Source organism: Klebsiella sp. K-3 (genome assembly GCF_051207495.1).
GTDB lineage: Bacteria > Pseudomonadota > Gammaproteobacteria > Enterobacterales > Enterobacteriaceae > Klebsiella > Klebsiella aerogenes.
The window spans coordinates 91018-105771 of record NZ_JBPNXF010000005.1; the positions used below are offsets into that span (position 1 = coordinate 91018).

15 protein-coding genes and 3 tRNA genes are annotated in these 14754 nt (G+C 53.8%); 12 read left to right on the plus strand and 6 right to left on the minus strand.

The window, feature by feature from the left end; translation table 11 throughout:
- Positions 1-292 precede the first annotated feature (292 nt).
- On the plus strand, positions 293-1636 hold the full coding sequence (locus ACSEMK_RS09235) for a PTS sugar transporter subunit IIC (RefSeq protein ID WP_430914809.1): 1344 nt from the start codon (positions 293-295) through the stop codon (positions 1634-1636).
- Positions 1637-1673: 37 nt separating this feature from the next.
- Here the strand turns inward: ACSEMK_RS09235 and fhuF are convergent, their stop codons facing one another.
- Both fhuF and ACSEMK_RS09245 read right to left on the minus strand, forming a co-directional pair.
- On the minus strand, positions 1674-2462 hold the full coding sequence (fhuF, locus tag ACSEMK_RS09240) for a siderophore-iron reductase FhuF (protein WP_430914810.1): 789 nt from the start codon (positions 2460-2462) through the stop codon (positions 1674-1676).
- 112 nt (positions 2463-2574) lie between these two features.
- On the minus strand, positions 2575-3621 hold the full coding sequence (locus tag ACSEMK_RS09245; RefSeq protein WP_113374549.1) for a GGDEF domain-containing protein: 1047 nt from the start codon (positions 3619-3621) through the stop codon (positions 2575-2577).
- A gap of 265 nt (positions 3622-3886) precedes the next feature.
- Between ACSEMK_RS09245 and ACSEMK_RS09250 the strand changes: the two genes are divergently transcribed.
- On the plus strand, positions 3887-4126 hold the full coding sequence (locus tag ACSEMK_RS09250) for a DUF1435 domain-containing protein (RefSeq protein WP_123273287.1): 240 nt from the start codon (positions 3887-3889) through the stop codon (positions 4124-4126).
- Between the two features lie 21 nt (positions 4127-4147).
- Here the strand turns inward: ACSEMK_RS09250 and ACSEMK_RS09255 are convergent.
- The 4 genes from ACSEMK_RS09255 to rsmC form a co-directional block, all read right to left on the minus strand.
- Positions 4148-4234, minus strand: a tRNA-Leu gene (locus ACSEMK_RS09255).
- 29 nt (positions 4235-4263) lie between these two features.
- Positions 4264-4350 (minus strand) — tRNA-Leu (locus ACSEMK_RS09260).
- 28 nt (positions 4351-4378) lie between these two features.
- Positions 4379-4465 (minus strand) — tRNA-Leu (locus ACSEMK_RS09265).
- A gap of 173 nt (positions 4466-4638) precedes the next feature.
- Positions 4639-5667, minus strand: a complete 1029-nt coding sequence (gene rsmC, locus ACSEMK_RS09270; RefSeq protein WP_430914811.1) for a 16S rRNA (guanine(1207)-N(2))-methyltransferase RsmC — start codon at positions 5665-5667, stop codon at positions 4639-4641.
- A gap of 102 nt (positions 5668-5769) precedes the next feature.
- Here rsmC and ACSEMK_RS09275 point away from each other — a divergent pair, with 102 nt between their 5' ends.
- From ACSEMK_RS09275 to deoA, 10 genes are all read left to right on the plus strand, one after another.
- Positions 5770-6183: a DNA polymerase III subunit psi gene (locus tag ACSEMK_RS09275; protein ID WP_015368390.1), complete on the plus strand. Its 414-nt coding sequence runs from the start codon at positions 5770-5772 to the stop codon at positions 6181-6183.
- Positions 6152-6598: a ribosomal protein S18-alanine N-acetyltransferase gene (rimI, locus tag ACSEMK_RS09280; RefSeq protein ID WP_087858214.1), complete on the plus strand. Its 447-nt coding sequence runs from the start codon at positions 6152-6154 to the stop codon at positions 6596-6598. The genes ACSEMK_RS09275 and rimI overlap by 32 nt, the downstream gene beginning before the upstream one ends.
- A 14-nt stretch (positions 6599-6612) precedes the next feature.
- Positions 6613-7290 (plus strand): pyrimidine 5'-nucleotidase, encoded by a 678-nt coding sequence (yjjG, locus tag ACSEMK_RS09285; protein WP_045395924.1) that lies wholly within the window; start codon positions 6613-6615, stop codon positions 7288-7290.
- Positions 7291-7381: 91 nt separating this feature from the next.
- Positions 7382-8971, plus strand: a complete 1590-nt coding sequence (prfC, locus tag ACSEMK_RS09290) for a peptide chain release factor 3 (RefSeq protein ID WP_045395922.1) — start codon at positions 7382-7384, stop codon at positions 8969-8971.
- 217 nt (positions 8972-9188) lie between these two features.
- Positions 9189-9800: a molecular chaperone OsmY gene (osmY, locus tag ACSEMK_RS09295; RefSeq protein WP_430914812.1), complete on the plus strand. Its 612-nt coding sequence runs from the start codon at positions 9189-9191 to the stop codon at positions 9798-9800.
- A 123-nt stretch (positions 9801-9923) separates the two neighbouring features.
- Positions 9924-10085 (plus strand): DUF1328 domain-containing protein, encoded by a 162-nt coding sequence (locus ACSEMK_RS09300; RefSeq protein WP_015368384.1) that lies wholly within the window; start codon positions 9924-9926, stop codon positions 10083-10085.
- Between the two features lie 151 nt (positions 10086-10236).
- Positions 10237-11310, plus strand: coding sequence for a patatin-like phospholipase family protein (locus tag ACSEMK_RS09305; RefSeq protein ID WP_047065126.1), 1074 nt, complete (start codon positions 10237-10239; stop codon positions 11308-11310).
- Entirely contained in the window at positions 11307-12092 is a 786-nt protein-coding gene (locus ACSEMK_RS09310; protein WP_087858212.1) for a TatD family hydrolase, read from the plus strand. The genes ACSEMK_RS09305 and ACSEMK_RS09310 overlap by 4 nt, the downstream gene beginning before the upstream one ends.
- Positions 12093-12500: 408 nt before the next feature.
- On the plus strand, positions 12501-13280 hold the full coding sequence (gene deoC, locus ACSEMK_RS09315; RefSeq protein WP_213317872.1) for a deoxyribose-phosphate aldolase: 780 nt from the start codon (positions 12501-12503) through the stop codon (positions 13278-13280).
- Between the two features lie 113 nt (positions 13281-13393).
- Positions 13394-14716 (plus strand): thymidine phosphorylase, encoded by a 1323-nt coding sequence (deoA, locus tag ACSEMK_RS09320; RefSeq protein ID WP_087858282.1) that lies wholly within the window; start codon positions 13394-13396, stop codon positions 14714-14716.
- The last annotated feature ends 38 nt before the right edge of the window (positions 14717-14754 follow it).

Here is a 14754-nt window from a genome sequence, read left to right on the forward strand (position 1 = left end):
GAAATCTGTAAATATTGTCGATGGATAATCAGGAATTATTCTGATTTCTGGATCTTCTTCACAATCGCCGCAACCGGTTACTGTAACCGGTTGCAGGATCGCGCTCGTCGATGAATACTGACATGGTAACTCCCTGTACCAAAGATAACTAACAGCCGCGCATGAGATCCTCCTGCTGGCATTATGGCAACCGTCAGTCCCGGTCAGCCACAATCCGTCTGCAGTTAATTTCAGCATAGCGGCAAGATTACCGTTGTTGGTCCTGTTTCGATAGCCTGTCAGGAGGGCTGCTATGTCTGCAAACCATGCTGCGTTTAATCTGATATTTCGCTTTGTAGAGAACTATATAAGTCCCGTTGCCGGGCGCATTTCATCGCAGCGCCACGTCATGGCTATTCGTGACGGATTTATCTCGGCCATGCCGTTTATGATTGTAGGCTCCTTTCTCTTGGTCTTCGCCTATCCGCCGTTTTCACCGGATACCACCTGGGGCTTCGCCCGCGCCTGGCTGGATTTGGCCAAAGAGTTCGAAGGACGCATTCTGACGCCTTTTGATATGACCATGGGCATCATGTCTATTTATATCTGCGCGGCGATTTCCTACAACCTGGGCAAACATTATGAAAAGGCGTACCAGCTCGATCCTTTCATGTGCGCCATGCTGTCGATCATGGCCTTTCTACTGATCGCTGCGCCAAAAACCAATGGCAGTCTGCCGGTTGATAGCCTGGGAGGTACCGGGATCTTTACCGCGATCCTGGTGGCGATTTACTGTGTTGAGATGATGCGTTTCTTAAGGGCGCACAACATCGGGATCCGCCTACCGGATCAAGTGCCGCCGATGATCAAAAACTCTTTCGATCTGTTGATCCCGGTTCTGGTGGTGGTACTGACGCTCTATCCTCTGAGCTTGTTTATCCAGCATCATTTCGACCTGCTGATCCCGCAGGCCATTATGGCTATCTTTAAGCCGCTGGTATCCGCCGCGGATTCATTACCGGCTATTCTGCTGGCAGTGTTGATTGGCCACCTGCTGTGGTTCGCAGGGATTCACGGGGCGGCGATTGTTTCCGGTATGCTGCAGATGTTCTGGCTCACTAATCTGGGGATGAACCAGCAGGCTCTGGCGCAGGGCGCGCCGCTGCCGCATATTTTCATGGAAGCGTTCTGGACGTTCTTTATTGTCGTAGGCGGTTCTGGCGCCACGATGGGCTTGGTGTTCTGTTATCTACGCAGTCGTTCTGCGCATTTGCTCTCTATCGGCCGTTTAAGCGTGGTGCCAAGCCTGTTTAACATTAACGAGCCGGTTATCTTTGGTACGCCTATCGTCATGAACCCGGTATTCTTTATTCCGTTCCTGCTGGCGCCGATGGTTAACGCGGTGATTGCCTGGGCGGCCATGAAATTGGATCTGATAGGCCGAGTTATCTCGGTCGTACCGTGGACGGCGCCGGCGCCGATTGGCGGCGCATGGGCTCTGGGATGGGATTTCCGCGCGGCGATCCTGGTCGTTATTCTTGCCTGCGTATCGGCAATCATCTACTTCCCGTTCTTTAAGGTGTACGAAAAGCAACTGCTGGCGCAGGAAGCTGAAGAGGCGCAGCGCGCCGAGCAGGAGAACGAGCAGACCGCATAAAATAACAACGGGCGGTATATTGCCGCCCGTCAGATGATTACTTTAACGTGCAGTCGCCGCATTGCTGAACGTCCGGCAGGCGATAACGTTGACAGCAAGTTCGGCGTACCAGTAGCCCTTCGCGCACGACTACCGTCCGCCACAGCGGATTATCCTCGCCACTGGCCTGCTGTTTTGCAAAAAAACAGTGTTGACGTAGCGCGTTAACCTGCTCGTCGCCAAGCAGATTTTTCATTTCACCGAGATACCAGTTAATCAAATAGCCGGTATTGCTCCAGATAAGCTTACCGTTAATGTCGCCGGTAGCTTCCAGCGCTTCCACCACCGGCTTCAGGGCTTTATTGACCAACATATCCATACGCGCTTGCGCGGAAAGCACTAGCGCATCATGGTCGGCATGCACGTCAATCCAGAAGCAAGCCGCGCGCCCGCTTTCATGGAACTCAACGCGAAAATGCTCCGGTTCAAGGCTAATAGCTTGTTCTTCTGTTAGTAACGCCAGCATCAGCGGCGGTACCAGCAGGCCGATATACCACTGCGCCCACAGTGACAGCAGGGGTTTTTGTTCACGCGGCTGGCCGGGCTGATGGCGATAAATATGATCGGAATAGGTGGCCAACAACGAAATGAGGGTAGTGGGTTGCGACCATTCCGCGAGGCTCAGGGTAAGCGGCGGCGCTTCTTCATCCAGACGCAGGAAATCCAGCAGATGCGGGCGTACCGCCGCGATCTTTTCCCGTATCGCATTCGCCAAAGCGTGCTCGACGGGCGCAAGCGGCGCACGCCAAATAATATCATCGCTGAAGGAGAAGGTACGGTAAGCCATCAGATTTCCAGATACAAATCTAAATGATAATGATTGCTGATACTAGTTGTTCACCGCAGGGAGCGCAAGCGATTTGTCAGCGCCGCGTATCCCTCGCGGCGGGCTGGAAGCGTTAGTTGACGAGAATGATATTACGCCCCTGATTTTTGGCTTCATATAGCGCGCTATCGGCGCGTTTTATCGCACTGTCGATATCGCCATCCACCAGCGGGGTCATACCGATACTGATGGTGACATTGGTAGCGACGCTCTCGTTAAAACGATGCGCGATTTTTAAATCGTAAACCCGCTGGCGAATGCGTTCTGCCGTCTGGAAGGCGGTTTCCGCCGTGCTACTGGTTAGCACGACCATGAACTCTTCACCGCCAAAGCGAGCGACGATATCGCGTGAGCGCACGGAATTACGAATCGCCGCCGATACCTGGATTAACGCCTGGTCGCCCATCATATGGCCATAGTTATCGTTGTAGGCTTTGAAATGGTCAATATCCAACAGCAGGATGAAATGTTCGCGCGAATCCACTGCCAGGATGTTATCCATGCGGTTTTGCAAGCCGCGACGGTTATAAAGGCCGGTCAAAGGATCAAGCATACTGAGATCGTTCAGGGTGTTACGCTCTTGCAGCAATTTATCCATTAGCCCTTGGGTAAAATTATCGCTGCGCTTTTGCATAATGTTTTGCAACGTAATCCCGGCAACAGGCAGGACAAAGCAGTAAAACATCCGCAGCCATTGTTCACCGCCAGCCAGCGCCAGACACACCATAAAAGTCGGTAGAGAATGTAGAGTAAAGGCGATGATATTGTTAGAAAAAGCGATAGTTCCAATAAACAGGATGCTTAATAAGGCAATAACCAGAAAGTTAAAATGCGGAGGGGGTAACAATGAGGATTTTATTACGATGTGCCAGGCCCATAGCACGCCAAATAACAGAGAAATAACAGGAATATTTATTTTCTGTTTTGGGAATTTCCAATTCCATAACAATAAGCCCAGGCTGGCCGCACAGATCAGCGCACTCGGCAATGTGACGGTGACAATGGTAAACAGCGGGCTGAACAGCGCCAGAGCAGCAGAAACACAATTAAGTAATAAAAAAAGTCGTAAGGAATACTGATATTTTTGCTCATAATGAGCCCGCCAGGTTTGTGCAGTCATATAGGTACTATCATTATTAGTAGTTAAGTTTCAAGATGATGGCTGCCAAAGGGGGAAAATATAAAACAATGCATAATATAAGGATATCTGCGCAAATGATCAGACAATTTAATATATAGATTTAATTTGCTTAATTTATCATCCCAATGAATGTATGTCATTACCCCTGAGTGCAAGAGTAATAAAAGTTGAACGCCCTGAGATGACAAATGATAAAAATTATCATATGATATTGGTTATCATTATCGTTGTAAGAGGCAAAACCATGTTGCAGCGAGCTTTAGGGAGTGGTTGGGGAATTCTGCTGCCGGGCGTTCTGGTGATGGTGTTAGGCATGATTGGTCTGCCGGTGGAAGCCTGGCGCGTGATGATTGCTTTGGGGTTATTACTATCGGCGGCTATGATCTGGCACCGTCAGTTGCGTCATTTCGTACTGTTGCCGTCAAGCGTAGCGTTGGTTAGTGGAATAATGCTGATAATGTTGAATTTGAAGCTGATGGGATAAAACAGAGAAGGGTAAGAATATTGGTGCGAGGGGGGGGACTTGAACCCCCACGTCCGTAAGGACACTAACACCTGAAGCTAGCGCGTCTACCAATTCCGCCACCTTCGCACAGTATTCTTAATCTGATATCGCCTCGTTGGTGCGAGGGGGGGGACTTGAACCCCCACGTCCGTAAGAACACTAACACCTGAAGCTAGCGCGTCTACCAATTCCGCCACCTTCGCACAGTGCGAGCGATATCAACGTGGATTATGGTGCGAGGGGGGGGACTTGAACCCCCACGTCCGTAAGGACACTAACACCTGAAGCTAGCGCGTCTACCAATTCCGCCACCTTCGCATACCATCGACACTATAAAAAGTATCGTTACCACGGAGGCGCATTCTAGTGGTTTTCGGCGACACGTCAATAGTTAATTATGCAGGTTTTATCGATTGCTGCAAAAATCGGCTATTCAGAGCGGAGGGAAGTACCGGCGGCGCATTGGGAGCGCCGCCGGCAAGGATCAATGATTATTTCTTCGCCTGGCGAGTCATCACCGTGCGGTAAACTTTGAAACGGCCGGTTTGGGCGATCACTTCGTGGAAGCCAAACGTCTCATCCAGGACCTGCGGATACGGCAGGAAGGCGTTGGCGACGATACGCAGCTCGCCGCCGCTGTTCAGATGGCGGACCGCGCCGCGGATCAGCGCCTGCGCCGCTTCCAGGCTGGTTTGCAGGCCGTCGTGGAATGGCGGATTTGAGATGATCATGTCAAAACGGCCGCTGACCTCAGAGAAGACGTTGCTGGCAAAGACCTCGCCTTCAAAACCATTCGCGGCAAGCGTCGCGCGGCTGGCTTCAACCGCCGGAGCGCTGACGTCGCATAGCGTCAGGCGTACCTTCGGCGAATGGCTGGCCAGTACCGTGGCCAGCACCCCAGCGCCGCAGCCGACATCAAGCACTTTACCTTTGGTATGCGGTTGCAGGGTTGACAGCAGCAGTTGGCTGCCAACATCAAGGCCGTCGCGGCTGAACACGCCCGGCAGCGTTTTAATGGTCAGGTTATCAAGCGCGTACTCGTTCCAGTACTGTTCGGCGTTGAAGGAGGGCTGTTTTTCCAGACGGCCGTGGTAGAGACCGCAGCGGCGGGCGCTATCCACTTTATTCAGCGGCGCGTATTCGGCGAGCATTTGCTCGGCGCTACGTACGCCGCTGCGGTTTTCGCCGATCACGAAAATATCGATCCCTACCGGCAGCAAAGAGAGCAGGTTCATCAGTTGGAACTGCGCTTCCGGCTTGTTCTTCGGCCAGTAGTAGATCAGGGTGTCGCAATCGGCGACGTCGGCGGCCTCGGCCACTAAGCTAAAGCGAACGTTGTCGCCCATCTGGCGATTCAGGACCTGCCAGTGGTGGAATTGTTGGGTGTGAGCGCGGCTGGCCGCGGTATCCAGACGTGCAGGCAGGTCATCCTGCAGGTCACCGGCAAACAGAACGCGGGCGGACTCGAAATCATCACTGTGGCGCAGCAAGACTTCACTTGCCGGGGTAAAAGCTGACATGAAACACTCCTTCAATAAGACTGGCGCCGATTATAGTAGTTTGTTGGCGCAGATACGACGGATTTGCTATATTGCGCGCTTGTTTAACAGGAGTGTTTCGCTATGACTTCCCGACGAGACTGGCAATTACAGCAACTGGGAATTACCCAGTGGTCGCTGCGTCGCCCGGGGGCGTTGCAGGGCGAAATCGCTATCTCGCTTCCTGAACATATTCGTCTGGTGATGGTGGCGGAAACCCCGCCGTCGCTGACTGAACCGCTAATTAGCGATATTCTGCGCGCGCTCTCGATTCGCGCCGATCAGGTACTGCAGCTTACGCCGGACCGGGTAGCGATGCTGCCGCAAAATAGCCGCTGCAACAGCTGGCGACTGGGCTGCGAGACGCCGCTGTCGCTGGCGGGCGCCCAGGTCTCGACGCCCGTTTTTGATGAACTTCAGAGCAGCGCGCCGGCTCGCATCGCGCTCTGGCAACAAATCTGCGCACATGAACACGATTTCTACCCTCAGCACGGCTGATTTATCCAAAGCCTGGCAAATCGAAAAACGCGCCCACGCTTTTCCGTGGAGCGAACAAACCTTTGCCAGCAATCAGGGTGAACGTTATCTGAATTACCAACTAGCAGTCGATGGGGAAATGGCGGCATTTGCCATTACTCAGATTGTTCTTGATGAAGCGACGCTTTTTAACATCGCCGTCGACCCCGCATACCAGCGCCGCGGCCTGGGACGGGAACTGCTGGAACATGTTATTGATGAAGTTGAAAAACTCGGCGTCGCCACGCTGTGGCTGGAGGTGCGGGCATCGAATGTCGCCGCCATCGCGCTCTACGAAAGCTTAGGCTTTAACGAGGCGACTATCCGCCGCAATTACTACCCTACGGCCGACGGGCGTGAAGACGCAATTATCATGGCTCTGCCAATCAGTATGTAAGACAAGGTGAAACGATGAAATGGGACTGGATTTTCTTTGATGCCGATGAAACGTTGTTTACGTTTGATTCTTTCAGCGGCTTACAGCGGATGTTTCTCGACTATAGCGTGACATTTACCGCCGAAGATTTTCAGGACTATCAGGCCGTTAATAAGCCGCTGTGGGTGGATTATCAAAACGGCGCCATCACCTCGCTACAATTACAGCATCAGCGTTTTGATAGCTGGGCGGAACGGTTGAACGTCCCCCCGGGCGAACTGAACGACGCTTTCATGAATGCGATGGCAGAAATCTGCGCGCCGCTGCCGGGCGCCGTATCGTTGCTGGATGCGCTGCAGGGCAAGGTAAAAATGGGCATCATCACCAACGGTTTTACCTCGTTGCAGCAGACTCGTCTGGAGCGTACCGGCCTGCGCGATCATTTTGATTTGCTGATTATTTCTGAGGAAGTCGGCGTCGCGAAGCCGGATGCGCGTATCTTCGACTATGCGCTGGCGCAGGCGGGTAATCCGTCGCGCGACAGGGTATTGATGGTCGGCGATACCGCCGAGTCGGATATCCGCGGCGGCGTCAATGCCGGGCTTGCCACCTGTTGGCTGAATGCGCACCAGCAAACGCTGCCGGCAGACCTGCAGCCCGACTGGACGGTGACCTCTTTAAGCGAACTGGAGCAGCTCCTGTGTAAACACTAATTGCCTCCCCCCCATTGATGGGTAAAATAGCCGCAATTTTTCGTATTCCACATGCGCGGCCCGTTGCCGCGTTTACTTAGAAGATTGAATTATGACGTTGTCTCCTTATCTGCAAGAGGTGGCCAAACGCCGCACTTTTGCCATTATTTCTCACCCGGATGCCGGTAAGACCACCATCACTGAAAAAGTGCTGCTGTTCGGACAGGCGATTCAGACCGCCGGTACCGTGAAGGGCCGCGGCTCCAGCCAGCATGCTAAATCCGACTGGATGGAGATGGAAAAGCAGCGTGGGATCTCAATTACCACCTCGGTGATGCAGTTCCCGTACCATGACTGCCTGGTTAACCTGCTGGATACCCCGGGGCACGAAGACTTCTCCGAGGATACCTACCGTACCCTGACGGCGGTTGACTGCTGTCTGATGGTTATCGATGCGGCGAAAGGCGTCGAAGATCGTACCCGCAAGCTGATGGAAGTTACCCGTCTGCGCGATACGCCGATCCTCACCTTTATGAACAAACTCGACCGTGATATCCGCGATCCGATGGAATTGCTGGATGAAGTCGAAAATGAGCTGAAAATCGGCTGCGCGCCGATTACCTGGCCTATCGGCTGCGGCAAGCTGTTTAAAGGGGTTTATCATCTTTATAAAGATGAAACTTACCTCTATCAGACCGGTAAAGGGCACACCATTCAGGAAGTGCGCGTGGTTAAGGGGCTGAATAATCCTGAACTCGATGCCGCGGTGGGCGACGATCTGGCGCAGCAGCTGCGCGATGAACTGGAACTGGTACAGGGCGCATCGAACGAGTTCGATAAAGATCTGTTCCTGGCGGGCGAAATTACTCCAGTGTTCTTCGGGACCGCATTAGGCAACTTCGGCGTGGATCATATGCTGGATGGCCTGGTGGAGTGGGCGCCGGCGCCGATGCCGCGTAACACTGATACCCGTGAAGTGACGGCCGCAGAAGAGAAATTCACCGGCTTCGTGTTTAAGATTCAGGCCAACATGGACCCGAAACACCGCGACCGCGTGGCCTTTATGCGCGTGGTATCCGGCAAATACGAGAAAGGCATGAAGCTGCGTCAGGTGCGTATCGGCAAGGACGTGGTGATTTCCGACGCGCTGACCTTTATGGCGGGCGACCGTTCGCACGTTGAAGAAGCCTACCCGGGCGATATCATTGGTCTGCATAACCACGGCACTATTCAGATTGGCGACACCTTTACCCAGGGCGAAATGATGAAGTTCACCGGTATTCCGAACTTCGCGCCGGAACTGTTCCGTCGTATTCGCCTCAAGGATCCGCTGAAGCAGAAACAGCTGCTGAAAGGGCTGGTACAGCTCTCTGAAGAGGGCGCGGTACAGGTCTTCCGCCCTATTGCTAATAACGATCTGATCGTTGGCGCCGTCGGCGTGCTGCAGTTTGACGTGGTAGTAGCGCGTCTGAAAAGCGAATACAACGTTGAAGCGATTTACGAATCTGTCAACGTGGCCACCGCGCGTTGGGTTGAATCAACAGATGTGAAGAAATTCGAAGAGTTCAAGCGTAAGAACGAAGTTCAACTGGCGCTGGATGGCGGCGATAATCTGACCTATATCGCCCCGACGATGGTGAACCTGAACCTGACGCAAGAGCGTTATCCTGATGTGGTGTTCCGCAAAACGCGCGAACACTAATACCTCTCTGGAGCGCGGCGATGCTGCGCTCCAGCCTGTTTTGCTCGTCTTCCTCCTTACCATAGAAAGTTCTTAAATCTGCGCAAATCGTAGCTTTTTTATTCAAACCCTCCGCCGCATCTCCGCTCATCTACTATATTTATTAAGCACTTTTCAGAAACTTGGCTGAATAAATAGCCATTTGTTTTACCAAAGCAGACATCGTGAGGGCATACCAATGACCAGACTAAAGAGCGCCAGGCTATTGCTGCCTCTCTTCTTAGGCTCAGCGTTGATAAGCGCCTCGACCTATGCGGAAACCACCGCAACCGATAGCGCGAAGGCCGCCGCGACCAGCGCCGGAGAAAGCGTCGATAAATCGATCAACAAGGTTGGCGATTTTATGGATGACAGCACGATCACCGCCCGTGTCAAAGCGGCGCTGATCGATGACAAAAGTATCCGTAGCACCGATATCTCGGTGAAAACGGAAAACAAAGTCGTGACCTTAAGCGGGAGTGTTGAGAGCGCTGAGCAAAAATCACAGGCCGTTAGCGCGGCGAAAGGCGTCGAAGGGGTGAGTTCGGTAAGCGACAAGCTGACCGTGGCAGGTGAAAAATCGGCAAGCCTGAAGGGCTATGCTGGCGACACCGCTATCACCAGCGAAGTCAAAGCCAAACTGCTCGCGGACGATATCGTTCCGTCGCGGAAGGTGACGGTGGAAACCAGCAACGGGGTGGTACACCTCTCCGGAACCCTGGATTCGAGCAAACAGGTCGATCGTGCGGCAGACATTGCCAAAGCGGTAACCGGTGTTAAGAGCGTGAAGAACGATCTTAAAGTGCAGTAAGGGTATTCATTAAAAGATATTCGCCAGCGGCGATACCGCTGAGCGAGTTGTACGCAGGGTTGATGTATGCGCGGCCTGAGCGCGCAGAAAAGCGACCGTTAATCATATGGTAAGGAGAACAGTATGTTTAGATGGGGCATTATTTTTCTGATCATCGCGTTGATTGCCGCCGCATTGGGTTTTGGTGGTCTGGCGGGTACCGCGGCGTGGGCGGCTAAAATCGTCTTTGTTGTCGGTATTATCATTTTCCTGGTCAGCCTGTTTACCGGGCGAAAACGACCCTAGAGGCCATGTGCCGAAAGGCGTGAATCAATAACCGCGCAGTGATGACATAACGTCTTACATAAAGCCAGTCAATGTGACTGGCTTTTGCGGTTTCAGGGGACGACAATTTGCGTTACTTTAATGATAGAAAATAGACAAACAGGAAAGCAGGGTGGGGCAGCGCATTCCCGTGACGCTGGGCAATATCGCCCCGTTAGCGGTAAAACCCTTCCGTCCGGGCAAACTTGCTCTGGTGTGCGAAGGCGGTGGTCAGCGAGGTATTTTCACAGCCGGGGTTCTGGACGAATTCATGCGCGCCGGATTTAACCCTTTCGACCTGATGCTTGGTACTTCCGCTGGCGCGCAAAACATCTCCGCTTATATCTGTAATCAGCAGGGCTACGCCCGTAAAGTCATTACGCGTTATACCACCTCGCGGCAGTTTTTCGACCCGATGCGCTTCGTACGCGGCGGCAATCTTATCGATCTCGATTGGCTGGTCGATTCCACTTCACAACAAATGCCGCTGGCGATGAACTATGCCGAGGAGCAGTTCGCGCTGGGTAAAGAGCTGTGGATGTGCGCCTGCCGCGGTGACGATTACACGGCAAACTATTTTTCCCCCACCCGTCAGACCTGGCTTGATCTGATCCGCGCCTCCAGCGCCATTCCCGGTTTTTACCGTAGCGGTGTCCTGCTGGATGGCGTGAACTACCTCGATGGCGGCGTCAGCGATGCGATTCCGGTGCAGGAAGCGGCGCGGCGCGGCGCGCAGACTATCGTGGTGATCCGTACCGTCCCTTCGCAGATGTTCTACACTCCGCAGTGGTTTAAACGAATGGAACGTTGGCTTGGGGAGAGCAGTCTGCAGCCTTTTGTGAACCTGGTGCAACACCACGAAACCACCTATCGCGCGACGCAGCAGTTTATTGAAAAACCGCCGGGTAAACTGCGGATATTCGAAATCTATCCGCAACGGCCGCTGCGCAGTATGGCGCTTGGCAGCCGTCTGCCGGCGCTGCTGGAAGATTATAAAACCGGGCGCCAGTGCGGCCGCTACTTCCTCGCCACGGTAGGGAAGCTGCTGACCGAACAACCGCCGCTGTTACGCCATGCGCCGCGTGTGGCAAGGCCGACCCCGGTGGTGGTGCCGCCGCTGCCGGTAGCGAATGAAGCGCCGCAACAGGCGATTATCACCGCGCCGCAGGCCAATGACCCCAGCTTTAATAACGAGGATCTGGCGTGACGTTACGCTTTATTGATACCCACTGTCACTTCGATTTTCCCCCGTTTGAAGATGATGAACCCGCGAGTATCGCGAGGGCGGCGCAGCTGGGCGTTGGGCGTATTATCGTGCCGTCAATATCCGCCGGGCGCTTTGCTCGCGTGCTGGCGCTGGCGGAGCAACACGAGCCGCTGTATGCCGCGCTAGGGATGCATCCTATTGTTATCGAACAGCATGATGACCGCGGGTTAGCGCAACTGGAAAGCTATCTTGCACTGCGTCATCCAAAACTCGTGGCCATCGGAGAGATTGGCCTCGATCTCTACCGCGACGATCCACAATTCGACCGCCAGCAGGCGCTGCTGGAAGCGCAGTTGCGGCTGGCGAAGCGTTACGATTTACCGGTGATCCTGCATTCGCGGCGCACGCACGATAAGCTGGCGATGATGCTAAAAAAACATAACCTGCCGCGTGCCGGGGTGGTGCATGGTTTTTCCGGCAGTCTGCAGCAGGCGGAGCGTTTTGTACAACTGGGCTATAAGATTGGCGTTGGCGGCACCATTACTTATCCCCGCGCCAGCAAAACTCGCGATGTCATGGCGCGCCTGCCGCTTTCTTCACTGCTGCTGGAAACCGATGCTCCGGATATGCCGCTGAATGGTTTTCAGGGGCAGCCAAACCGTCCGGAACAGGCGGCCCGCGTCTTTGACGCGTTATGTGAACTGCGCGCGGAACCGGCGCAGGAAATTGAAGCGGCACTACTGGCGAATACCAAAAGCCTCTTTACCGCGCTCACTCTCTAACGGCCCACCTTCTGGGCAAAGTCGTCCCCGGCTCTGGCAGGGTGTGATAATCCCATCATTTTTTGTAAATCTAAAATCTATTACATTTCAATTAGAAAGTATATTTGTGGCCAGTGTTTGCACAATTTGTGCGCCATGGCGTCGAGATAATTCGTTTTGATATGTTAGAATAATAACATCGATAAGAACTTAGGTTTGCCGATTATGCTTAAACAGGACATGACCGGTAGATTGGCGGTAATCGATGGTTAATTGTGAGTTATGTCACGTTACAGCAATGCAAATTAGTAATTAGTTTTCATTAACTGTGATGAATGTCGAAGTGTAATGGCGAGCGGTTGTTACAATAGTAACAGGCTCGCAAGGTGAACAAACTATTGAACCGGCAATACGCCGTCGGAGTATGAAATGACTGATTTGAAAGCAAGCAGCCTGCGCGCGTTGAAACTGATGGATCTGACCACCCTGAATGATGACGACACCAATGAGAAGGTGATCGCGCTGTGTCATCAGGCGAAAACCCCGGTGGGCAATACCGCCGCTGTCTGTATCTACCCGCGTTTTATCCCGATTGCCCGTAAGACGCTGAACGAACAAGGAACGCCGGACATCCGTATCGCGACGGTGACTAACTTCCCGCATGGTAATGACGATATTGAGATCGCGCTGGCGGAAACCCGCGCGGCAATCGCCTATGGCGCGGATGAAGTGGATGTGGTTTTCCCGTACCGCGCGCTGATCGCTGGTAACGAGCAGGTTGGTTTTGATCTGGTGAAAGCCTGTAAAGAAGCCTGTGCGGCGGCGAATGTGCTGCTGAAAGTGATCATCGAAACCGGCGAACTGAAAGAAGAAGCGTTGATTCGTAAAGCGTCTGAAATCTCTATTAAAGCGGGCGCGGATTTCATCAAAACTTCGACCGGTAAAGTGCCGGTAAATGCGACGCCGGAAAGCGCGCGCATCATGATGGAAGTCATCCGCGATATGGGCGTTGAGAAAACCGTTGGCTTCAAACCTGCCGGCGGCGTGCGCAGCGCGGAAGACGCGCAGCAGTTCCTGGCGATTGCCGATGAACTGTTCGGCGCCGATTGGGCTGATTCCCGTCACTACCGTTTCGGCGCATCAAGCCTGTTGGCTAGCCTGCTGAAAGCCCTGGGTCACGGCGACGGTAAGAGCGCCAGCAGCTACTAATCCCTTGATATGCCGGATGGTGCTTCGCTTATCCGGCCTACGAATTGATGCCTGTAGGCCGGATAAGGCGCTCGCGCCGCCATCCGGCGATTTATACCATTTGGGAGGTTACCGTGTTTCTCGCACAAGAAATTATTCGTAAAAAACGTGATGGTCATGCATTAAGCGATGAGGAGATTCGCTTTTTCATCAACGGCATCCGCGATAATACTATCTCTGAAGGACAGATCGCCGCGCTGGCGATGACCATCTTCTTCCATGATATGTCTATGCCGGAACGTGTTTCGCTGACCATGGCGATGCGGGATTCAGGAACCGTTCTCGACTGGAAAAGCCTTAACCTCAACGGCCCGATCGTCGATAAACACTCGACCGGCGGCGTGGGTGACGTCACCTCGCTGATGCTGGGGCCAATGGTTGCCGCCTGCGGCGGTTACGTACCGATGATCTCCGGGCGCGGTCTCGGCCATACCGGCGGTACGCTTGATAAACTGGAAGCGATCCCGGGCTTCGATATCTTCCCGGACGACGCGCGTTTCCGCGAAATTATTAAAGATGTCGGCGTGGCGATCATCGGGCAGACCAGCTCGCTCGCCCCGGCTGACAAACGTTTCTATGCCACCCGCGATATTACCGCGACGGTGGATTCCATCCCGCTGATTACCGCGTCTATTCTGGCCAAGAAACTGGCGGAAGGTCTGGATGCGCTGGTGATGGACGTCAAAGTCGGCAGCGGCGCCTTTATGCCGACGTATGAGCTTTCTGAAGCGCTTGCCGAAGCGATCGTTGGCGTCTCCAACGGCGCCGGCGTGCGCACGACCGCGCTGTTAACTGATATGAACCAGGTGCTGGCCTCCAGTGCGGGTAACGCCGTTGAAGTTCGCGAAGCGGTGCAGTTCCTGACCGGTGAATATCGTAACCCACGCCTGTACGACGTCACCATGGCGCTGTGTGTGGAAATGCTGATTTCCGGCAAGCTGGCGGCGGATGACGCCGAGGCGCGCGCGAAATTGCAGGCGGTGCTGGATAACGGTAAAGCGGCCGAAGTCTTTGGCCGTATGGTGGCGGCGCAGAAGGGGCCGAACGACTTTGTCGAAAACTATGCGAAATACCTGCCGACGGCAATGCTGAGCAAAGCCGTCTATGCTGAAGGCGCCGGATTTGTCTCTGAAATGGATACCCGCGCGCTGGGGATGGCGGTGGTGTCGATGGGCGGCGGTCGTCGTCAGGCTTCCGATACTATTGACTACAGCGTTGGCTTTACCGATATGGCGCGCCTTGGCGATAAAGTCGATGGCGAACGTCCGCTGGCGGTGATTCATGCGAAAGATGAATCCAGCTGGCAGGAAGCGGCCAAAGCCGTGAAAGCGGCAATTAAACTGGACGCTCAAGCCCCAGAAATTACACCGACGGTCTATCGCCGAATCACCAAGTAGCGATATACTGATCTGATCGCTTTTTTGCAGCGCATGAT